The 21,873-nt window shown below is 38.1% G+C and carries 22 protein-coding genes; 10 read left to right on the forward strand and 12 right to left on the reverse strand.

What is annotated here, in order from left to right; genetic code table 11:
• The first annotated feature begins 66 nt into the window (after nucleotides 1-66).
• Together mnmE and AWW67_RS14835 are read left to right on the forward strand one after the other, a co-directional pair.
• On the forward strand, nucleotides 67-1,446 hold the full coding sequence (gene mnmE, locus AWW67_RS14830) for a tRNA uridine-5-carboxymethylaminomethyl(34) synthesis GTPase MnmE (protein ID WP_062302700.1): 1,380 nt from the start codon (nucleotides 67-69) through the stop codon (nucleotides 1,444-1,446).
• Nucleotides 1,447-1,509: 63 nt separating this feature from the next.
• On the forward strand, nucleotides 1,510-1,926 hold the full coding sequence (locus AWW67_RS14835) for a GxxExxY protein (RefSeq protein ID WP_062302701.1): 417 nt from the start codon (nucleotides 1,510-1,512) through the stop codon (nucleotides 1,924-1,926).
• Nucleotides 1,927-2,591: 665 nt separating this feature from the next.
• Here AWW67_RS14835 and AWW67_RS14840 read toward each other — a convergent pair.
• Both AWW67_RS14840 and pnuC read right to left on the reverse strand, forming a co-directional pair.
• Complete coding sequence (locus tag AWW67_RS14840; protein ID WP_062303159.1) at nucleotides 2,592-3,578, reverse strand: acyl-CoA dehydrogenase family protein; 987 nt, start codon at nucleotides 3,576-3,578, stop codon at nucleotides 2,592-2,594.
• Nucleotides 3,565-4,170, reverse strand: a complete 606-nt coding sequence (gene pnuC, locus AWW67_RS14845) for a nicotinamide riboside transporter PnuC (protein ID WP_053224315.1) — start codon at nucleotides 4,168-4,170, stop codon at nucleotides 3,565-3,567. Before pnuC ends, AWW67_RS14840 begins: the two co-directional genes overlap by 14 nt.
• A 334-nt stretch (nucleotides 4,171-4,504) precedes the next feature.
• Between pnuC and AWW67_RS14850 the strand changes: the two genes are divergently transcribed.
• The 3 genes from AWW67_RS14850 to AWW67_RS14860 all read left to right on the forward strand — a co-directional run bounded on the left by AWW67_RS14850 (nucleotide 4,505) and on the right by AWW67_RS14860 (nucleotide 7,667).
• Nucleotides 4,505-6,469, forward strand: a complete 1,965-nt coding sequence (locus AWW67_RS14850; protein ID WP_062302703.1) for an LruC domain-containing protein — start codon at nucleotides 4,505-4,507, stop codon at nucleotides 6,467-6,469.
• A 150-nt stretch (nucleotides 6,470-6,619) separates the two neighbouring features.
• Nucleotides 6,620-7,213, forward strand: a complete 594-nt coding sequence (locus tag AWW67_RS14855; RefSeq protein ID WP_062302704.1) for an aspartyl/asparaginyl beta-hydroxylase domain-containing protein — start codon at nucleotides 6,620-6,622, stop codon at nucleotides 7,211-7,213.
• Between the two features lie 70 nt (nucleotides 7,214-7,283).
• On the forward strand, nucleotides 7,284-7,667 hold the full coding sequence (locus AWW67_RS14860; protein WP_062302706.1) for a cupin domain-containing protein: 384 nt from the start codon (nucleotides 7,284-7,286) through the stop codon (nucleotides 7,665-7,667).
• Nucleotides 7,668-7,670: 3 nt separating this feature from the next.
• Here the strand turns inward: AWW67_RS14860 and AWW67_RS14865 are convergent, their stop codons facing one another.
• From AWW67_RS14865 to AWW67_RS14880, 4 genes are all read right to left on the reverse strand, one after another.
• Nucleotides 7,671-8,966 (reverse strand): type II toxin-antitoxin system HipA family toxin, encoded by a 1,296-nt coding sequence (locus AWW67_RS14865; protein WP_062302707.1) that lies wholly within the window; start codon nucleotides 8,964-8,966, stop codon nucleotides 7,671-7,673.
• A gap of 2 nt (nucleotides 8,967-8,968) precedes the next feature.
• Entirely contained in the window at nucleotides 8,969-9,277 is a 309-nt protein-coding gene (locus AWW67_RS14870) for a helix-turn-helix domain-containing protein (protein ID WP_062302709.1), read from the reverse strand.
• A gap of 203 nt (nucleotides 9,278-9,480) precedes the next feature.
• Nucleotides 9,481-9,822 (reverse strand): hypothetical protein, encoded by a 342-nt coding sequence (locus tag AWW67_RS14875; protein WP_062302710.1) that lies wholly within the window; start codon nucleotides 9,820-9,822, stop codon nucleotides 9,481-9,483.
• A gap of 3 nt (nucleotides 9,823-9,825) precedes the next feature.
• The gene (locus AWW67_RS14880) at nucleotides 9,826-10,728 is read right to left on the reverse strand and encodes a hypothetical protein (protein ID WP_141655470.1); all 903 of its coding nucleotides are present in this window, start codon (nucleotides 10,726-10,728) and stop codon (nucleotides 9,826-9,828) included.
• A 376-nt stretch (nucleotides 10,729-11,104) separates the two neighbouring features.
• On the opposite strand from AWW67_RS14880, the gene AWW67_RS14885 reads away from it, so the two are divergent.
• Nucleotides 11,105-11,824 (forward strand): DUF4397 domain-containing protein, encoded by a 720-nt coding sequence (locus AWW67_RS14885; protein WP_062302713.1) that lies wholly within the window; start codon nucleotides 11,105-11,107, stop codon nucleotides 11,822-11,824.
• Between the two features lie 72 nt (nucleotides 11,825-11,896).
• Here the strand turns inward: AWW67_RS14885 and AWW67_RS14890 are convergent, their stop codons facing one another.
• The 5 genes from AWW67_RS14890 to AWW67_RS14910 form a co-directional block, all read right to left on the reverse strand.
• Nucleotides 11,897-12,217, reverse strand: coding sequence for a hypothetical protein (locus AWW67_RS14890; RefSeq protein ID WP_053224324.1), 321 nt, complete (start codon nucleotides 12,215-12,217; stop codon nucleotides 11,897-11,899).
• Nucleotides 12,218-12,292: 75 nt separating this feature from the next.
• Nucleotides 12,293-13,342, reverse strand: a complete 1,050-nt coding sequence (locus AWW67_RS14895; protein ID WP_062302715.1) for a hypothetical protein — start codon at nucleotides 13,340-13,342, stop codon at nucleotides 12,293-12,295.
• A gap of 138 nt (nucleotides 13,343-13,480) precedes the next feature.
• Nucleotides 13,481-14,797 carry a hypothetical protein gene (locus tag AWW67_RS14900; protein ID WP_062302716.1) on the reverse strand — a complete coding sequence of 439 codons (1,317 nt, stop codon included), beginning with the start codon at nucleotides 14,795-14,797 and terminating at the stop codon, nucleotides 13,481-13,483.
• Nucleotides 14,798-15,108: 311 nt separating this feature from the next.
• Entirely contained in the window at nucleotides 15,109-15,504 is a 396-nt protein-coding gene (locus tag AWW67_RS14905) for a hypothetical protein (RefSeq protein ID WP_062302718.1), read from the reverse strand.
• 299 nt (nucleotides 15,505-15,803) lie between these two features.
• A complete protein-coding gene (locus AWW67_RS14910; protein ID WP_053224328.1) occupies nucleotides 15,804-16,262 on the reverse strand; it encodes a hypothetical protein in 459 nt (152 codons plus the stop codon).
• 426 nt (nucleotides 16,263-16,688) lie between these two features.
• Here AWW67_RS14910 and AWW67_RS14915 point away from each other — a divergent pair, with 426 nt between their 5' ends.
• Nucleotides 16,689-17,270, forward strand: a complete 582-nt coding sequence (locus AWW67_RS14915) for an LOG family protein (protein ID WP_053224329.1) — start codon at nucleotides 16,689-16,691, stop codon at nucleotides 17,268-17,270.
• 148 nt (nucleotides 17,271-17,418) lie between these two features.
• Nucleotides 17,419-19,914, forward strand: a complete 2,496-nt coding sequence (locus AWW67_RS14920) for a hybrid sensor histidine kinase/response regulator (protein WP_062302719.1) — start codon at nucleotides 17,419-17,421, stop codon at nucleotides 19,912-19,914.
• A 9-nt stretch (nucleotides 19,915-19,923) separates the two neighbouring features.
• On the opposite strand, the gene AWW67_RS14925 is transcribed toward AWW67_RS14920, so the two are convergent.
• Complete coding sequence (locus AWW67_RS14925; RefSeq protein WP_053224331.1) at nucleotides 19,924-20,583, reverse strand: NUDIX hydrolase; 660 nt, start codon at nucleotides 20,581-20,583, stop codon at nucleotides 19,924-19,926.
• Between the two features lie 138 nt (nucleotides 20,584-20,721).
• Between AWW67_RS14925 and AWW67_RS14930 the strand changes: the two genes are divergently transcribed.
• On the forward strand, nucleotides 20,722-21,384 hold the full coding sequence (locus AWW67_RS14930) for a DUF4159 domain-containing protein (protein WP_062302720.1): 663 nt from the start codon (nucleotides 20,722-20,724) through the stop codon (nucleotides 21,382-21,384).
• Nucleotides 21,385-21,494: 110 nt separating this feature from the next.
• On the forward strand, nucleotides 21,495-21,863 hold the full coding sequence (locus tag AWW67_RS14935; protein WP_053224333.1) for a BlaI/MecI/CopY family transcriptional regulator: 369 nt from the start codon (nucleotides 21,495-21,497) through the stop codon (nucleotides 21,861-21,863).
• Nucleotides 21,864-21,873: the final 10 nt, after the last annotated feature.

The following is a 21,873-nucleotide window of genomic DNA, read 5'->3' on the forward strand; positions in this document are numbered from 1 at the left end:
CCAAAAGAGATTGTTTTGAAGTCAACTTGAGCATTCCTAATTATCAAATTACATTACCTTTGCCCTATGCGCGCACTAGCTCAAAATGAAGACACCATTATTGCATTGGCTACACCACAAGGCGTGGGTGCCATTGGCGTAATCCGTTTATCTGGAAAAGAAGCCATAAGCATTACCAATGCGGTTTTTAAGGGAAAAGACCTTACAAAACAAGAATCGCATACGATTCATTTTGGCACAATTCGCGATGGCGAGAAGATTCTTGATGAAGTGCTTGTCTCGCTTTTCATTGCGCCAAAATCCTTCACCAAAGAGAACGTAATTGAGATTTCTTGCCACGGATCGAGTTATATTATACGCCAGATTATTCAGTTGCTAATCCGTAAAGGGGCGCGACCAGCCAAACCGGGAGAGTTCACCAAACGCGCCTTTATGCACGGCCAATTTGATTTGGCGCAAGCCGAAGCCGTAGCCGACTTGATCAATGCAGATTCGGAAGCGGCCCACCAAACTGCCCTTAGCCAAATGCGTGGTGGTTTTTCTGATGAAATTAAACGCTTGCGCGAAGAGCTGATTCACTTTGCATCCATGATTGAGCTTGAACTCGATTTTGGGGAAGAAGATGTAGAATTCGCCAGCCGCGAGGATTTAACAAACTTGGTCAACCGACTTCTGAAAGTGATCAATGCGCTGATTCAAAGTTTTGATTTGGGCAACGTGATCAAAAACGGTGTACCGACCGTGATTGCAGGTAAACCCAATGCCGGCAAGTCTACCCTACTGAATGCCCTACTGAACGAAGAAAAAGCCATTGTCTCTGACATTGCAGGTACGACTCGGGATTTTATTGAAGACGAAATCATTATTGGTGGCATCGCCTTCCGTTTTATCGATACGGCTGGTTTACGTGAAACTACCGATGTTATTGAAGCCATGGGCGTAGAGCGTACCCAAGCGAAAATGAAAACCGCCTCGCTGATCATTTATCTGTTCGATTTAGCGGACACTTCTATTGTGGAAGTGAACAAAGAAATCAATTTGCTTGAAAACGCTGGTGTACCCTTTTTAAAATTGGCCAATAAGCTGGACAAGGCCGATCCCACTTTTATTGAAACACTTCAAGGCCAGCATCCCGATATGCTGTTTCTTTCGGCTAAAGATCCAGAACAGGTAGAAAAGCTCAAAGAGCGAATCCTCGAGCTTGTGAATATGGACAAGTTTAAGAAAGGCGATACTGTAGTGACGAACATCCGTCATTATGATTCCCTACTTCAAACCAAAAACGCTTTAACTGCAGTCATCGAAGGCATTGACAACCAAGTCACTAATGATTTTGTCGCCATGGACATCCGCCAAAGCCTCCACTACCTTGGGGAGATCACAGGAGAAATCACTACTGATGATTTATTAGCGAATATTTTTAGCAAGTTTTGTATCGGAAAGTAAAACTGTTGGAAACACAGATTATACGGATTAATGGATAACACAGATTTCTGCCTATATTGAACTATGCCTAGTGAAGACTATCAGTTCAAAGACCTCACGCATCAAATAATTGGTGCAGCTATGAGAGTTCATTCTTTTTTGGGAAATGGTTTTCAAGAGGTGATCTATCAACGAGCATTGGCCTACGAATTCAATCAGGCCAACCTTAATTTCCAAAGAGAACAAGAACAATATATCTTTTACAGAGAATGCGCTGAACCAATAGGCACCAGAAGAGCAGACTTTATTGTTGAAAACAAAGTGCTTGTTGAACTCAAGGCCACTACAAAGCTAGAAGAAGTTCATAAAGCACAAATTATCAATTACTTGCGCGCTTATAGGTTTGAGGTTGGACTTCTCATCAATTTTGGAGAAAAGAGCCTCTTCTTTAAAAGGTTCGTTATGAACCTTGACGACAAAGCCGACACTACCAAACCTTAGCCAATCTGAGCAATCCCAAAATCCATCAAATCTGTGATACAGACAAAAAAAGGTAGAAACACAGATTCATAAGGATTAATGGATAACACAGATGCTTGCTTAAAACTTTTTCTACTTCAATCCTAAATCAGCGTAATCCCTAAATCCATCAAATCTTTGATACAGACAATAAAAGTTAGAAACGCAGATGATAAGGATTAATGGATAACACAGATGCTTGCTTAAAACTTTTTCTACTTCAATCCTAAATCAGCGTAATCCCAAAATCCATCCAATCTTTGATACAGACAATAAAAGTTAGAAACGCAGATTCATAAGGATTAATGGATAGCACAGATGCTTGCTTAAAACTTTTTCTACTTCAATCCTAAATCAGCGTAATCCCTAAATCCATCAAATCTGTGATACCGACAAAAAAGTAGAAACACAGATTCATAATGATTAAAGGATAACACAGATGCTTGCTTAAAACTTTCTCTACTTCAATCCTAAACCAGCGTAATCCCTAAATCCATCCAATCTTTGATACAGACAAAAAAAGGTAGAAACACAGATTCATAAGGATTAAAGGATAGCACAGATGCTTGCTTAAAACTTTTTCTACTTCAATCCTAAATCAGCGTAATCCCTAAATCCATCCAATCTTTGATACAGATAGCAGAAACCTACCTTGTGAAAATATGATGCTGGGTAGCTGTAAAATAGTCTCTGAAGATTTGATTGAGCACAGCATTCTCTCTGCTTGCATTCACCCCCAAATAGGGTTGTAAACCAATAATGGCTACCGATAAGTTTTTAACAGAAGCAGAGGCGGCTTGGTGCACTTCCTGAATAAAGGCTTCAGTAAACTGATTACACTGTGCAGTCAGGTTTTCCACTTGCTGAGCGAAAGCATAGACTTGCTGATTTGCAGCATCAATTACCGATTTTAAGTCAGTCAACCAATTCTCATCTTTTACCCGAGCCTTCGCCAAAAAATGTTCTGCCATACCAATGTAGTTTACCCAAAGGGTGAGGTCGGCAAAAACTGAAAAGTGCGTTTTAAAAATTGGCTGAGGAAGATGAAACTGATTGTAGACAAAGCTGTACTCCTCTCCTACTAGCACATCCTTCACTTCGAAGGAATGAGTAGCCGAGGCCTTTAGCCCCATCGTGTTCCAGTCATTGATTATGCGGACTGTGTTGGCCGGAATTACAAAAGATAGGAATTTTGGTGTACCGTCTTCATTTACCTGCTCAACACCATTTTCTACGATCTTAGCATTTAAAGTAAAATGGGTTAAATAAGGCGCACCTGTTGCATATCGCCAAGTGCCCTTCAGTCGGTAGCAGCTCCCCTCCTTTTCGGCAGTACCAAACATGCCTCCACTTCCACCAAAAATTGCTGCCTGAGCAAAAAGTTCCTTTGCCACTTCGGGCTGAAGGTTTCCGATAAAGAAATTGGCACCACTGCAAAGGGTCACAGTCCAACCTAAGCTACCGTCAATTCTGGCCAATGATTGAAGTTGCTTTAGCCCTTCGGTTAAAGGCATTTCTCTTCCTTTAAATGCCTTCGGTACCCAAATATTCCACAGGTTTTCTTTGGCGATCCAGTCCAGCACTTCTGGTCTAAAAACAGGTGCATCACTACACCATTCTTTAAGCTGTTGCATATGCATTCCCATTTTCTTCACTCATTAATTTGCGCCATTTCAAATAACCCGATGTACCCATAATAAACAAGAACACCGACATACCTGCGTAGATATAGAGGTCTTTATAAATCAAAAGCGGTATTGAAATGATGTTGCTAATATTCAAATAAACCCAGTTTTCAATCTTGCGTTTGGCCATTAACCACATACCCGCCCAGGCAAAAGCACTTACAGTTGCATCCCAAATGGGCACATCAGAATCCGTATGGAAGTTGAGCCAATAACTCATCAACCCAAAACAGCCGAGCACTATTAGAATAGCCTTTAAATGTTCTTGCTGAGTAGAATTACTAATGGGTGCTTCTGCTTTTTGTTTGCCGTATTTCCAGTATAGCCAGCCATAAATACTCATGACCAAATAATACATATGCAGCAAAATATCGGCATACAATGCACTTTGGTAAAGTACCCACATACTCATGAGTATGGCCACTATTCCGAATAAGTATGTATTGATATTATTTTGACGTGCAAGTATCACCTGCACAATACCAAAAAGCGTTCCTAGGCCTTCAAGCCAAGTAAGTTCTGTTAGAAATTCCTCTATCATTGTTCGTAATTTTCAATGAAATGAGGAGATGAACCGGGTCATTACAGACCGTAATAACCTTAAATCCCTACGCCAGCATTATCTGGATCAGGTGCGGAGCAAAACTCCTGGGTATCATCTCAGCCTGCCACTTAGCAAGCACCCCACTTAACGGCAAATGTATGATTCAAACGTCTAGTAGAAAAGGATTCAGGGGTTTTTATTAAAGGGTGTAAAAACTAGCGCTGTTGCTTATCGTCAAACCTAGTCATTAAACGAAATAAAGGGTTCACTCATCGAAAAATCAGCTTTTCACCCCTCGTTGTATCGATTTTTGACTCAAATCTAGTGAAATATGAAAAAGCTCTTGTACTTAGCAATAATCGTAACACTTTCCTCCTGCATTGAAGAACCTTCTTTCGAAGAAGCGATTGAAAACACGGAATCGTTAAGCGATTATTCCTTCCAAAACTTCGATTTTGAAACCTCAAAGAAGGTTAATCTAAGCATACAAGATTACAATACCACTCCTGCCAAATACGAACTATATTATCTATACAATGGAGAACGTCAAATGCTGGGAGCCTACATTAAACAAACCAACGGACTTAATGTAAGTCAGTGGCTTCCCTCTTCTGTAGAAGATATGCATGTACTAAAATCTGACGCGGGAGGTACGGAGGATTACCTATTAAATATTGAAGGAAGTAGTGCAAACCTGACCATAGATGTCAGCATTAGTTCAGCGGCAGCTAATAGCAATGAAGGCTGTTTCGATCACCTTTATGCGGTAAATAGTAATGGCGATTTCTTTACGATTGATGTATCGGGTGAGGCCTTTAACCCAACCGATTTGAGTCAGTTAGAAGGTGGAGGATCAATTGCCAATGCCTTAGATCAAGAGAATGGAATTATGTATTACAATGTAAACAAAACATTATATGCTTACGATATTACCAACGGCACCTTCTCTATTAAACACAACAGTAATCCATTTAATGGAAGTTACCCAAGGTTAGAATACAAAGACGGCTTTTTTTACATGGGCAATAAAGAACTGCTTTATAAAGTGGATGCCGAAACCAATGATGTAGTTGCAGAATATACCATAAATGGCTTTATCAACAACAGTGGTGGAGGTGACTTGGCTTTCGATTCGGCTGGCGAACTCTATTTGGCCTGTTTTTCAGGTTTGTACAAGTTTACCGAGATTAACGACACAAACAACACAGCTGAGATTATAAGAATTAGTGCGGAAAACTTCCCCTTCCAGCTTACTTCTATGGCCATCGACAGGCAAGACCGCATTTTTGTGGGTACCAATGATGCTAACTCAAACCTTATCCAAATCAGTAAAGAAGATGGCGCTTACCAAATTGTAAAAACTTTCGACAAAAAAATAAATGACCTTACTGCATGGAGATGTAAGACGACAGATTTAAGTCAGCAAGACTCCGATAATGATGGAGTTATTGACGAATTAGATGATTATCCTAACGATCCAGAGGCAGCAGTTGACACCTACACACCTTCTGCATTAGGAATGGGTTCTTTCGCTTTTGAAGATTTATGGCCTTTAAAAGGTGACTACGACTTCAATGACATGGTGATTGGGTACCGATATACCAATGTGTTGAATAGTAATAACAAGAGTGTGAGATTTATCATGAACTTTACTATAAGAGCCGTAGGAGCTGCAAAACATAGCGGATTTGGAATAGAACTAGATGTTGACCCCATTTTAGTGGAATCGGTAAGAGGGCATAAAACGGCTGGTAATAATACTTCCCTAAATGCCAAAGGCCTAGAAGATCAGCAAGATAAGACTGTAATCATTGTCTTCAACGATAGTTTCAATCATATGAAACCAGCCACGGGAGCAAAATTCATAAATACAGATCCAAATGAAGCTAAAGTTACTCCATTCGAAATTGAGGTGGTTGTAGAATTTACCCACCCAATTGATCCTGAATTGATCGGTGACGCCCCTTTCAATCCATTCATTTTCTCAAGTTATGACCGAGGAACTGAACTGCACTTGGCAGGAAAAATGCCTACTTCTCTAGCAAATGGAAGTCTATTCGGAACGGAATATGACGACACGAATTTAGTTGCAGGAAAAACCTATCAAGACAGCAATAATTTACCTTGGGCAATCCATATTATTCATGAATTCAGATACCCAATTGAAAAAGCTAGAATAGATCAGGGCTATAACAAATTTGTAGATTGGGGATTAAGCCAAGGAGCAACGTATCGCGATTGGTATGGAGACAATTCTGGCTATCGAAATATAAGCAAGCTCTATTTTAATAATTGATAAAACGAAATAAGACTTGATCACTAGTTTTAAAAACAAAAATATAAGCGAAAGCCACGGTAGCTTTCGCTTATATTTTCATCATTTTAATTGAATCAATTAATAAAAAAGTTTTACTTAAGGTTTTATTAATAACCTTAATTTAAAACCATGTCCGTAGCTGCCGTTGCCAATGATCGTGTTAGATTACCCTTTACTTTCGATGTAGAAAAAATGAAAGCTGAGGTGAAAACCTTGGGCATGAACGAATTTATTTATTACAATGTAATTCCGCTGCGAGCACCTGCCCACCAGGTAGACCCATCCCTCCCCTTTCCTCCTCCTGCCGATGATTATGCAGATGGTAGCTGGACAGAATGGATGAACATTCCAGCCTTGGCTTCAACCCCATATTTAACCAGCATCATAGATAAGTTTCAGGAACATACTCGTGTCACTTTAGTGAGAGTTTTGAGATTGGCTGCTGGCAACGAAGTAAAAGAACATACCGACCCTACTTTAGGTTTAGAAGTTGAAAGGTCTGTGGTGCGTTTAACCATTCCTATACTTGTGGGTAAGGAAGTAGATTTTTTCTTAAACGGAACCCCTGTACCCATGCAACCTGGTGAATGCTGGTATTTACGCCTTACCGACCCACATAAAGTAGTGAATGGCAGCACAACCGACAGAATCAATCTCACCATTGATATGGCTCCGAATGATTGGTTGAGAAATCTTATCCAAAAAGCAGCCACAAACGATTAAGACAAATACATTTTCTGAAAAAGGTTGAAGTCTCTATGTGTGTAAATATTTTTTCACTTTCTTCACCCCCATGATCAGCATCCCTACCATCAGCGTGAATGAAGATTTCGTTACCATTTTTTCGGAAGAAGCCTTCCCTCAACATGTTCGGGGCGGAATGAATTTAACCGAGCGAATTAATGCCCAGAATCTAAGAATTCGAACCAGCAAAGCAGGCTATGAAAGCGATTGGCATGTGGCAGGCGACCCCACTTTAATTCTAGTGCAAAGCGGCACTTTAAGAATTACGCTTCGGAATGGGAAACATAAAGACTTTAGCGCTGGCAGCATGTTTATTGCCAAAGACTACCTGCCAAAACATATTCTTTTCGATACTGAAAAGCATGGGCATTCTGTCAAAGTTTTGGGTAACGAAACCTTACTAGCCGTTCATATCAAATTGGAGCAAATCTAAATCCTATTTCAGTTTTCGGTGGGTTTTACCAATGATTGAAGCCCTACTTTTATCTACCCCAGTTTGAGCAGCATATTTCGGCCAATCATTCACTACAGAAGTCACCTGATCGATTAATTGCTGAGCTTTCTTGATGGAATTCTCCTTAGCAAAAACCAATAGATCGTCCAGCGTAAAATTATCACGCTTTCCCCTAATCGACATTTGGTGCTGACTGGTCCAGTCGCCCAGAGGGTTATAGGCCCAATTGACATCATAGGCTGGTGACAGTCTCCATTCTCCGCCTTGAGGCAATAGAAAAGCAATATTCTTAGTATGGTCGTCTTGATTTCTCGCGATTACATTGAACACCATACGCAAATACTGTTGCTCAAAATCCTGATATGGCAACCGCAATTCACGCATATCGGCAAAAGCATCTTCATAACCATACAGCCCAGGCATCATGAAATCGTAATGTGCCATGGCACACAAAGTTTGCATGTGTAGTTTCTTTCCTTCTTCTCCCCGATCGAAACGCTGAGTCATAAAATGCGCTCGCCCATTTTCTTCCAAAAGCTGACAAGGCATCATATCAATGCCACAATCTTTCGCCATTAAATGATAAGCCATTTCTATACGTCCATAACCCGCTGGGTCACCTAAACTCCCTTCATTTACCCCATCAAATTTTAGCATGTAATATTCAAATCCCTTAGGCAAAGTAAACTGCCCCGATTTAATCGCTTTAGTTTTAGGATTGAAACCAATAATTGCTTTGGGGCGCTGCCCCCCAGCCGAAGTGCCTACCCGAATCAAGTCGGTCATGGCTTGCTCCTCATCTGCCGTCAGATTAAGGTTTACCGCTTGCCGTTCTTCCAATACCTTATTGGTTAGCGAAAGCAAGGATTCCACTTCGATATCCTTCACCTGCGTTCCGAAGGGCGTAGTAGCTGGCTCAAACTCCAGTGCCCCCATGCCACGAATACCCACATAACCCAATTTTTCAATGGGGTTAATGGAGTTGATAGCCCTCCCTTGAGAAGCCAACCAAGAACGGATGATCTGATTTCCAAAAGCATCGGGGAGTGAATCAGAAAGTAAGCCTGGTAAACCGCTATAAGTGGCCTTCCCTAAATTGGGGAATGAAAAAATGCGCTCACCCCGCTTAATATCTTCCAAAGGCATGGTGAGTGGCGCCAAGTCGGTAATACCTTCTGCAAACTCAGGAGCAAACTCGAAAGAAGCCAGCTGCCTTTGCTCGTTCCAAAGCACAGCACCCACTAGTTCGCCCCAAATCTTTACCCTTAATACTAGCATGACTATTTCTTTTTAGATTTACGTACCCGCTGCATAGGTTTAAGCTCACGCTCCATCACCATCATCGGACTTTCTTCCACTTCAGGAATGAGGTAATCAAGCTGATCGAGAGATTTGAGCGCACGAAGCACCTGAATTAATACCGATAAAGTAACAGAACGCCCATATTCGAGATTTTGAATCGTATTGACATTTACCCCAGCATTTTGAGCAAGCTCTTTCTGAGTGTACCTTTTCTGCAACCTTAACTGCTTGACCCGCCTGCCCATCTCATCGACAATGGCCTGATCTGTCATCCTCTTCCAATTCATACACCTAAATTTATAGGTTTTAAATAACAAATATACACATAAAACCTAATGTTATAGGTGTAACATACTAAACAAAGATAGAGTTCATTTTCAAAAAACCTATAATAAAAGGTGTTAAATACAAAATAGCCACATAAAACCTATTTTAATAGGTTTTATGTGGCTTCAGTTAATGTAAAAAAGTAACCGATCAATAAGACCAATTATCTCATGAAAAAAAAGATGAAGCTTAAAAGACTCAACAAAATAGCACCACTGATTATATACCAGTTCAGCTTTACCGATCTTTCGTCAAGCTTCATATGTCTCGCCCAAAAGTTAAGCGAAATCGCAATCAATAGTGTAGGCATGCTAAGCACTAGGTTGAAATAATAAAACCACATCCAGCTGGTAACCAAAGACCAAATGGCCAAAGCAGCCGTAACAAAAGGAATCGCTCTATGTATGTTCGGAGTGGCCTTCTCAGGTGAACGAAAATAATAAATGAGTAACAAGAGCACTAAAAGCCCCGCCAAAATCAACACCCATGAAAGTATACCCGGCATATTCTATTTGTTTATAGGGTTAGTCTTCTTGATAAACGAATAATCTGGCTCCAAAGAACCAGTAGGCTCCTTCCACCATAATTTAGTTTTCTTAAAACCATAAAGCTCCTCTATCACCTTTCCCTCTTGATCGAGCCTTTTTCGATAAACCTTCGTCCAGTTATCCTGTCCATCGTACTCATACATACTTTCAGAATTGGTGTACTGCTTACCCCTTGCCTCCATCACCGATTTAACAACAGCATTATGTTTATCTCTGAATAAAACCTCTTTCCGTTCACCTTTAAGTTCATAGCTTTTTCTATAACCATTCTCGTCAAACACAATCTCCTCCGCTCCTAGCTTGCGATCGCCTTCAACATGAGTAATGTTAATACTGCTAAGAACAGTGCTATTTGGATAATACTTATGGTCTTCAATTCTTTTTTTAACCCCTTTACCATTGAATACGATCAACATTTTTGGTGTTTCAGGAGAGCCAGTCACATACTGATAAACTTGGGCGGTATCGGCACTTGAAATTTCATAAGTTATCCACTTACCAGCACTTCGTACATGACTAAACTTTGCAAAGCGACTATTTTTATTACCTGCAAAACTCACCTCATTGAGCATCTCGCTTGCTGCCCCATTTTCATTCCAAGTGTAACTATGTTCTATTACTCTATCCTCCAGCACTTCAGAAGTTTTGTCTTGCAATTGTCTGCCTGCCTCATCAAAAAGCGCATAAGTCTCTCTTATTTTTGTAATGGTTTTAGTCTCCCTGTCGTACCTATACCAATGAATTTGGCTTTCTACCACCTGCCCCTTCAATGAAAGATCCGTTATAGATTTAGAAAATTGTGCTGCAACAGTGTTGGCCATTATCACCAGTAACGCCATCGATAAATTTGATACCCTTCCCATTTAAATATATTTATTTGATGACCAACGCTCATACCTGAGTCATCTTTTCATGATATCAAATCTACTGTCAATTAAGAGTTTACTCAATACCAGCCAAGTGGCATAAGCCATACCCTCTGGAGGGTATAGATTGAAGTACATATTTCAAAGCAAGTTCCAACCTTTGATTGTTTACTCTTGTCTATTAACACTGTGGAAAAAACTACATAAGTTGATGTTATACGCCACATTGAACTAGCGGCTTGATAAGGGTAAATTCACTTCAACAGTGAAAGTTCCATGGCATTAAACTTGTGGTTTTAATCCCGAACACTTGTCTACTAAGGCAGTAGGCACAACAAAATAAATAACCTAAATCAAATAAAAATTCAGAATTATGAAATTAAATGCAAAGCAAGAGATTCCGTTTAAAGGAATGATGAGGAGTATGATGATGTTGGTTGCCACAGTATTTTTACTTTCTAGCTGTAATACAGATGATGGTGATAGCATTCCAGATAACGTGGCTTACGTTTCACTTTATCAAGCATCGCCCAACGCTCCAGCCTTAGACATCGAAATTGATAACAGGCAATTGAATACTTATCCTTTCGATTATGCAGATTACACAGGGTATTTAAGGTTTTTTACAGGTAGTAGAAATTTTAAATTTACCCCAGCCAATGCCAATAATATTGTTGCCGATACTACCTTGGCTTTAGGCGCAGGAAGAGCCTACTCAATATTTACCGTAGGAGAATATGATGATTTGAAAGTGTTGAAATTAGAGGACAATTCAGATACCCCAAGTAATGGAAATGCCAAAGTAAGGCTGGTAAACCTATCACCAGATGCACCAACATTACAAGTTACAGCTGAGGGCCAAGCCGCCCCTTTATTTAGCGACTCAAATTTTATGGATGCTTCTGATTTTATGGAACTTACTGCAGCAGAATATGACCTAAAAGTAACATCTCCAGATGACAATACGATTGAACTGAATGTATCTGATATCAAATTTCAGAATGGGTATTACTACACTATTATTCTACGAGGATATAATACACCACCAGCAGGCAACAGCAATACATTAAGCGCACAAATTATAGTAAACTAATAAAATCAGGCGATTAGAAACAAGAAAGGCAACCCAGTTGGGTTGCCTTCTTATTTTACAATTATGATATTTTTAAAGAATAATAATCAATAAAAGAATAACTATAATAGCTCCTGAAGAGATGTAAAGCCCTCCTCCTCCGCTATCGCGAATATCTTTTTTCATAGCACGTACCTCTTTACGCAGTTCCTTTCTTTCTTCTCTGGTCAAACTGGATTTGTCCATGTCTTTGATTTCATTCAAGCGAACCACCATAGCCTGCATTTCCTCATGCGTTAATTTCTCTTTCGACTCTTCAGTTATTGGGTCACTTATTGATGAAGCCTTCATCGGGCTTGGAACAAACATTAATAGTATTATCCCAAAAGTGAAATAGATAGATAATTTTTTCATTGCTTAAAATTTAATGTTTTAGGATTAACCTTTAAGTTACAACAAATGTTTTCTAACCCACGACAGAATACCGGTCTATTTCTTTTTGAGCTTTGCGTCACTTTTCACTTCATATAATTCATTATCGGAAGTCATAAACCCAAACACCCAATCTGTAGCTTTACCTTTAAAGACCATAATAAGATCGCCCATTCTCAGCTGTTCATAATTACTTTCATTTACACTAATGAGCTGATAATTGGTACGAATGAAAAAACCTCTGGTATTTCCAGTATGTCTAAATTTGTCGAGCACCAATTCTGAATAAACGACTTTCATTCCAGTATTCACTTCCTTTCTATAGGCCAAAATATATTTAACAATCTTTCTGAAAGCTAAAAACCACCAAATAGTAAAAGGAAAAAGCATAATAGGTATAAGCCAAAGCCCAGAAAACAAGGAGCCAATAACCACCCAACCTAAGACAACAACAACCCAAATACGATTTTTGATTGCACGATTTCTAGCCTTTTTTAGAAGCTCAAAATCAGCTTTGGTCATTTGTAACTCTCGTTCCTTTGGCACGAAGTTTTGATGCTTATCAACATCAGGAACAATGGCTTTGATGTTATCCTCACTGATTTTGGCCTCAGCGATTACCCTGCTATAAAAAACGGTTTGAGAATACTTGGAATAATGAATTTCAACTTCCATTCCCACCGACATACGCCCATAGATAGAGGCGTCCACAGGTAATTTTTTATCATCAAAATAAAGGTAATATGTTCTCCGAGTAGTAGTCTTATTTCCGCTACTTCCTCGGACTCCCCCTCGAGAACTATGCGAGGTGGTAATGTCTATATGTTTATCGGTAATAATACCCGTAAGAATTTGCTTCTTTCTTTTAAAGAAATCCAAAATAAAACCTCTCATTATATAGCCTAACACGGCTAAGAACAAGAGAAAAAACACTCCAAAAATGACAATAGGTATCATTTCATCGATGTCGGAAAGAAGGTTATCCCAGAAAAAGAACTTTATAAACGCGAAGAAAATGAGCATAAAAATTAAAATCCCAATCAAATTGGTTTTTGCTTTCTTCAATTCCTCGGGAAGTAAATCCACTTCCTGTTCTGTATAAGCCATACGTTCTTTTTTTGAGTTAAATTTCTAGAAGTTATGCCCAAGCGACTATACCGTTGTGTGGGTATATTCTTATACCCTTAAACAAAAAAAGCACTTTCAATTAAAACTGAAAGTGCTTTTCTAAATAGATGGCTAGCCTTATAAAATCACTTGCCCACCTAGTACCACACCATGACTAAATGAGCCTCTCACACTGTGGGTTTCTCCTGGTGCTAAATTACCTCCGCTTACAAAGTTCAAAGGTACATAGCCATCGGTTCTAAAAGCTTCGAAAAAGAGTTTGCAAGAACGATTGATCATGCCCGCAAAACCAATCACAAGCTGGTTTTGTCTTTCCCATGGCGCTCCTTCAGGTCCGGCAATAAATTTCGAAAACTCGCCTGACAGCGTATATACAACATTGCTTTCTGGGTTGAAATTGTATTTTGCTCCAATATCAAAAGAAGAGACTTTTGAAGCTGGAAACACATCTAGCGGAGGATTGGGATTAAAAGTGCCAGGCCAAACTTTTACAGTTTTAGCAAAACTACCTTGCGCTACAAATTTATCGCTGATTTTTAAGTTGCCATATGCAGTATAGGCCGGATTATTATCTTGACATGGGTTGAAATGTGTTACAGGATATGCATGACAATACGCACTACCAAATACAAACGAGCCGCCTACATTCAGTTCAGCTTCTTCGCTCAAATTCATTGTATAATTAAGGTCAGATACAAAGTTGTTGATTTTAGAAGGCACCTTTGAACCATTACCTACTGGAGTAGCCAAGGCGCGGAACTGGCTGCCACCTTGAACAGCCATAAATTTGGCATGAATTCCTCCTTTTCTATACCCCACTTGTAAGCCATAACCTAAACCACCGAAGGCATGCCAAGTAGTAGAATTAGAAAATGGACTCACGCTTCCTACCTGACCAAAAGGTGCGTCCATTTTACCAATAGCACCATAAAATGGAGATTTATTCAAATCACCCATTACCAAAAATGCTTTGTAAAGTTGAATCTGGTTCCGGGTTAATGTAGTAATAGTTCCTTGCCCAAAACTTTGCTCTGGATTATACAGTAATTCGGCATGAACTGTAATCCAGTTATTAATGGCCCCTGTTGTAGAAATCTGAAAAGAATGAATTACTGCTTCAGTAACGGTTTTTCCAATCTGGTTTGTGGATGTTGGGTGGCGCATAAGGTACGCGAACTTCGAGTCTTCATTCGATCTTTGATAATCAAAAATAGAAATAAGAGAGGTGCCGATTGTTAAACTTCTATCTTCTAAAGCTCCTTTTTGCCTTTCCTCTAATAGAATATTTACTTTCCTGAGGTTCTGACTAGGGTCCAACATTTTGTATGAAAATTGAGAGTTGATCCCAATTGTTCCTTTTGAATTTTCTTGCGCGTTGCTTTGAGCAATAGCCCAATTGCACAATAGCATCATTGCGAAAAACACCTTTTTCATTTTATTGTTTTGAATATTAAATGAGAAGAAAACTAAATGGAGAGGTCATTAATAATTACCATGTCAGCATGCTGACTTAAAAAATCATACAAGTGTAGTGCTTTCACTTAAAAAGGCCAAAAATGCGCCTCATTTTTATTCGATAGAGAACAGAAAAGCCAAATTAGCAAATTGTAAACTTGACCAATTCGGCTAACTGTTGTGTTTTAAACGAATTTTAGGAATAGATTCAGAGTTGTTATTTACACTTCTGAATGTCAACAAAATCTATAAAAAGAGTATTGAATCGTTATAGAAGTTACAGGTCTGGACTATTTAATCTCGTAGGAGAAGCTCACTACTCCAGAAACCACCAAATCCTTTCGAATACATTTTACATCAATATTTTTATTCAACCTTAATGCTTCTTTTAGTTCATTTAAACGATAATAAGACTCCGAAATAATACCTATTTCCTTTCCATTGCATTCAACTGAAATTTGGCCAAATTCTGAATTGAGCTTTAATTTTACAGAATCCCCAGCGGTTAACTGCCTAAATTCCGACTGTTGAGGTTTAATTTCGGCTAGGTTGAAAGTGCCATAACTAGAAGCTAAGGCCAGCTGCCTTTCTTTATTGAGGTTACGAACAACAGTTATGTCCTCTTTGTGCAAATCCTTGTCTAACAAAAATGCATTCGATAAAAAACCAGCTACTTCTAAAATCATCAGTCTATATTTTGATATAAAGGCAATACGCCATTGCCACCACCAGAGTTACAAAAACCATGATACTCCTTTTCGAACACAAAACTGAATGAATTCATGTTCATCGGTTTATTTGCTAGGATGAATAATTCTAGATTTAATCACACTCCCCAAATTTAAGTTATATGTGCTTTAACAATAGGGTTTACTGAACCGTTAATTGTAATTATGAATTGTTAGATGTCGAAACTAAACACCATCATTTTTCTTCTTATCGGCTTAAGTCCTGATGAAATAAATCAATTTGAAATGCATCCGAATTAAAACATTGAAGCAACTAGGGTAAAAAGCCATGAAATTGCTAATCCCGACCAAACAATGAGAATTCCCATTCTTGATTTTATCTTTTTCCCATGGTTAAACCAATGATAGCCCAAACCGATAAAAAACAAGATTAAGAATGGCCAGTCAATTATATATACATCCAAAGGAAGAACTGAGGCCAAAGAAAATATAAAAAAACCCAAACCACTGAGTACAAAAAACAGTATCTGAGGCTTTTTCATTGAAAATGAACTGGTAGACTCGAAGCTCGCCAACAACGAAAAAAAGCCTATAGCTACAGGAGCGTAGGTGGATATTTCATAATAATTAACAACAGAAGCAATTGCGCTAAAACCAAGCAAAACAATAACGAGCTTTGTGAACTGACTTTTGGCCTTTTTAAGCTTAAAAAGGCCAAAAACACCCGCTAAAGCAATAATTAAAGATGAAATCATATGCTCAATAAATGTAACAACAGATTAGCAGTTTAGATAAATAAAAATGATTATCGAATTGTGATATTTACTTAGTTCAAATATTCATTTTTTAACGATTGCACTATTTTTTCATAGTGATAAAATTAGCCAAAGAACATTGTCAAAATTTGATCATTTTACAGCCACAATCTCGGTATAAAATCACACATAAAACCTACCCCTTTTGGGTGGTTTTTTAATGGAATCAATAGAATGAATAAAAACTATGGTAATTACCTCTATTCAACTTTGAGCATGCTTATAACGATTATTACTATGGCATTTAACATCTTAGAAGTTTGTGAAAAAATTGAGAACACACTATAGTTCACAACTCAATCTATTTTTTATTTTTTTGAGTTATGACTAATCTTCTCCAACTTGCCTATTATCAAACTGCCAACAATGCAAAAAATTAAAAAGGTTTGTATTTACTGCGCTTCTAGCGAAAACATTGACCAAAAGTATTTTGAGGCTACTGAAAAACTAGCAAGGGTGCTTGTTAAAAACAATATCACTGTAGTTTATGGCGGTGGTAGCCGAGGCTTAATGGGTAAACTTGCCGATACAATACTTTCTGAAAAAGGTCGAATTGTGGGTATAATGCCCCACTTTATGAAAGAGGTTGAATTCCACCATAAAGACGTTAATGAATTTATTTTCACGGCTGACATGCACGAGCGTAAGAAACAGTTTATGGTTGGTGTAGATGCCCTAATTACATTACCTGGTGGCTGTGGAACAATGGAAGAATTACTAGAAGCCATGACACTAAAAAGGCTCGGTATTTTCACCAAACCTATCGTAATACTAAATGCCTTTGGCTATTACGATCACTTAATTAAAATGTTAGAACACTCGATTGAAGAGAATTTCATGAAGCCTATTCATAATAACATTTGGAATGCTTTTGAAGATCCCGAGAAAGTACTTGAAGCAATTCATCAGTCTGCACCTTGGAGTAAAGACGCTTTAAAATTTTCGTGATTTAAAAACACAATAAACCCTTTGAAATACAGTATTTCGCTTGTTATCATATTCTTTAATATTAAGTATATTGATATTTAACAAAGCTAGAAATTATTAGCATTTTTGAATACCGATTTACAGAACCATTTCCCTTGTTAAAGACTATATGTTTAGGGTTTCTATTCTTATTATTCTATTTATTAGTGGGCAATCGCTCATAGCGAAATCTGATAGCATTGCCGACTACTGGTATCAGCATAGAATATATAATAGTGAAACCCAGTACATCCCTTCTTCTCAAATAATGGTGTTTCGCGATGATAGCAATAACCTTAACTACAATCAGGTAAAGGATTTTGGGTCAAGTTACTATATTGGTTTAGATGAGATTGATTTGTTTGAGACCAACAAAACTTATTGGGTTAAACTAATTCTTTCAAACTATTCAGACCGATACCAGAACCTAGTAGTTTATACTGGCGATAATGCATATTCAACCGTATATATTCAAAAATCCGAAAAGCTCGACTCTTTAAAGACTGGCTATTTTGTACCCGTTAGTGAGCGAAATGTTAAAAAGGGATACCAATCTCAATTCAAGCTAGAGTTAAAAATAGGTGAAAAAGCTACACTGCTAATCAAAACCAAGTCATTAGACAACTACCCTCCTCGCTTTAATTTCAAAGCGGTTCAACTTGAAAAATGGCAGCAACAAGCAGAACAAAAGGCATTATTGGAAGGAATCTTCACTGGTTTATTAATCATATTATCAATTCTTAGTATTTCTCTGTACATCTACGTTAGAAGAATAGTTTTCCTTTTTTATGCATTTTACGCCATAACAAATACCATTTACTTTCTCTTTTTCCATGGCTTTCTAGACCCTTATATTTTTCCTGAGCACCCTGAAAAACTATCTTTACTATGGCTACTACCCAACCTTTCGGCCGTATTCTATTTTTCTTTCGCGCGTCATTTTCTTAATACAAAAGAACATTACCCAAAATGGGACTATTACTTCAAAGTTTTTATTGGAGTAATGCTAGTAGCTTTCGTTTTCAACTCTATCTACATTACTATTACACATGATGTATATAATGGACTTATTATACATAACCTCTTTAATATTGGGATATCGGCAAGTGTAGTTGTTTTCATTCTATCGCTTAGAAGGTTGAATAGCTTAGAGTTACGCTATTTCGCTCTTGGCTCTATTTTCCTAGTTACTATTGCATTGTTTGCTTCGGCTCAGTACATACTTGACCTTGATGCCAAAATAGTTCCTTATGTTCAGTTAGCTGTAGGGGTTGAAATAGTATTCTTTGCTCTGGGCTTAGGCCATAGAATGAGAAAACTCACTGAAAACCATGCCATTACACAAGAATCTCTCATAATTCAATTGGTTGAAAATGAGAAACTTCAAGAAAAGACTAATGCAGAACTAAAAGAAAAAGTAGCAGAACGAACCCACCAAATCAATGTTCAGAATATTGAATTAAAGAAAGCACGATTAGAAGCAGAGAAGGCTACTAAATCAAAATCTGACTTCTTATCTGTGATGAGTCACGAAATTCGCACACCATTAAATGCAATTATCAGTTTAAGCCATTTAATGGATATTGATAATGAAAATGAGGAAACCCAAGAATACATTGATGCACTTAAGTTTTCTGCAGAAAATCTTAGCTCACTCATCAATGATATACTTGATTACAACAAAATTGAAGCTGGGAAATTAAAGCTAGAAATGATTGATTTCTCATTAATCGATCTACTCAAAAATATTCGAGACAGCTTTAAGTTTAAAGCCCACAGCAAGAATATTACGCTAGACTTTCACCTTTCGGAAAACACCCCAAACCGACTTATTGGTGACCCCACCAGACTTACTCAGATTTTCAATAACCTAATGAGTAATGCCTTAAAATTTACCGAACAGGGCAGCATAGTAGTAAGTGCAGAATTACTAGGGATTGAGGACGAAAAGGTTAGTATAGAATTTACGGTAACAGACACCGGGATTGGAATTCCAGAAGACAAAATCAATGAAATTTTCAACGATTACGAACAGGCCAGTAGTGATACGACAAGGAAATATGGCGGCACCGGACTTGGTTTGTCAATTACTAAGAAGCTATTAGAACTACACAATAGCAAGGTATCAGTATCCAGTAAGCTTGGTGAAGGCACATCGTTTCAGTTTGAAATTGAGTTTAAACTACCTGAAACTTTTGACTTATTAGCCTCAAATAAAACAGATACTATTTACGACCTAAAGCAAGCCAAAATACTTGTTGTAGATGATAACTACATGAATAGAATGGTATTAAGTAGGTTGTTTCAAAAATGGAATGCTGAATTTCATGAAGCCTCTAATGGTAATAAGGCATTTCAAAAAAGCAATGAAGAGCTTTTCGACCTAATTCTAATGGATATTCATATGGACGAGATGGATGGGTTCGAATGCACAGCGCTAATTAGAGAACAATCAATCCTTAATAGAAAAACTAATATTATAGGAATGACTGCTTTTTCAAAGAATGACCTTCAAGAAAACCCCAAGAGAGCCGTTTTAGATGAATTTATTTCTAAACCGTTCGACCCAAAAGAACTACTTAATAAACTCGTCTTATACTTAAAAAAGGATACAAAGGAGGTTTAACTCTAAATACTAAGGATTTAACAAACCGAGCTCCACATCATCGATAACTGCTAGCAACTCACTTAACATCATAGCGGTAGCGCCCCAAACTAAATGTCCATCCACATTAAAATAAGGCGACTGAATAACATACTTACCAAATCTCATTTCTTCTACCCCTCTTTTATTCATGTCATAAAATTGAGAGATTGGCACCTCTAAAACCGCCTCTACCTCATAAGGGTCAGGAATGAATTTAGGGGTATAATTAACCACGCCAACTGTTGGTAACACCTTAAAATTGCTAGCAATAATAAACAACTCAGACAATTGCCCAATAACCGAAACCTCTTTGGCCCTTACGCCAATTTCTTCCTCTGTTTCTCGTAAAGCCGTCTCTATTAAACTCAAATCCTGCTTTTCTGCCTTTCCACCCGGAAAACTAACCTGCCCGCCATGAGCTCCATTATAACCTGGTCGCTTCATCAGTGGTAAATACAACTCTCCATTTTTAGGATAAATCAATACCATCACGCCTCCAGGTCTTGCAGGTCTATTAGCGATTTCTTTAAAGCGATTCTCGTCTATTGGTGTAGGCGCCATTCTTATTTGAGCCTCTCTTCCCGGTAGCGGCAATTCTAGACGAGCCCTCAGCTGATTAACAACTAAATCGATGTTAGAAAATCTCATTTGCTTCTATTGGAGTAAACTTCGTTGAGAATATAGCGTTCTTGTATAAAAGTTGGTTCAATTATAACCCGCTTTCTTTATTTCATTTAGAATTTTCCCTAATATGTTCTCTTAAAGAAAATAAGCTTAGTCGAACTTATGAAAGCCAACCGAATTCTTTTTTCTCTCGCCTTCCTTTTTTTTAGTGTACTAGCTTCTGCTCAACAAGCCAAAGTCAAAATTGCTAAATTAAAATATAATGGCGGAGGTGATTGGTATGCAAACAAAACAGCCCTACCCAACTTGGCTACTTTCTGTAATGAAAATCTAAAAACAAATATAGACACCCAAGATGCTGTGGTAGAAATTGGAAACCCCAGCTTATTTGAATACCCGTTTATTTATATGACAGGCCACGGCAATGTTGTATTCTCTAGTCAAGAAGCTGAAAACCTAAGAAACTACCTTACCGCTGGCGGCTTTCTTCACATTGACGATAATTATGGTTTAGATCAGTTTGTGAGGTTAGAGATGAAAAAGGTTTTCCCTGAATTAGAATTTATAGAGCTACCTCACGACCACCCTGTATACAATCAAAAATTTAAATTCGACAAAGGCATTCCCAAAATCCATGAACATGATGGTAAATCGCCCCAAGGCTTCGGCTTAATATATGAAGGCAGATTGGTGTGCTATTATTCTTATGAAAGCGATTTAGGCAACGGCTGGGAAGATCAGCGTATTTATAATGATCCCGAATCTATTAGGCTTCAGGCCTTACGTATGGGCGCAAACCTAATCTCATACGCTTTTACCCAATAATTTCTTAAGACTATATTTTAGAACCAAAAAACTATTGCATTAGTTGGAAAACTAGTGCAATAGTTTTATTATTGATATTAGAATTACTCGAGTGTTTTAATTTACAGATTATGAAAGAATTAACGAAAGCAGAAGAGCAGGTAATGCAAATACTATGGCAGATTGAGAGAGGCTTCGTGAAAGATGTGCTTTCAAAAATGCCAGAACCAAAACCTGCCTACAATACTGTGTCAACAATTATTAGAATTTTAGAGAAAAAAGGCTTTGTAGGTTATAAGGCTTACGGTAAGACTCATGAATACTTTCCTTTGGTAGACAAAACAAGCTACAGCAACTTCTATCTTAAAAACTTTATTGGAGGCTACTTTGGGGGCTCCTTTCAAAAGTTGGTATCATTTTTCGCACAAGAAAATGACATGGATATCAAAGAATTTGAGTCGCTAGCAAAACATGTTGGAGAAGATTTAAAAGAAGACTAAGCTCTAGGTT

The sequence above is a fragment of the Roseivirga seohaensis genome (assembly GCF_001592945.1).
GTDB classification, from domain to species: Bacteria; Bacteroidota; Bacteroidia; order Cytophagales; family Cyclobacteriaceae; genus Roseivirga; species Roseivirga seohaensis.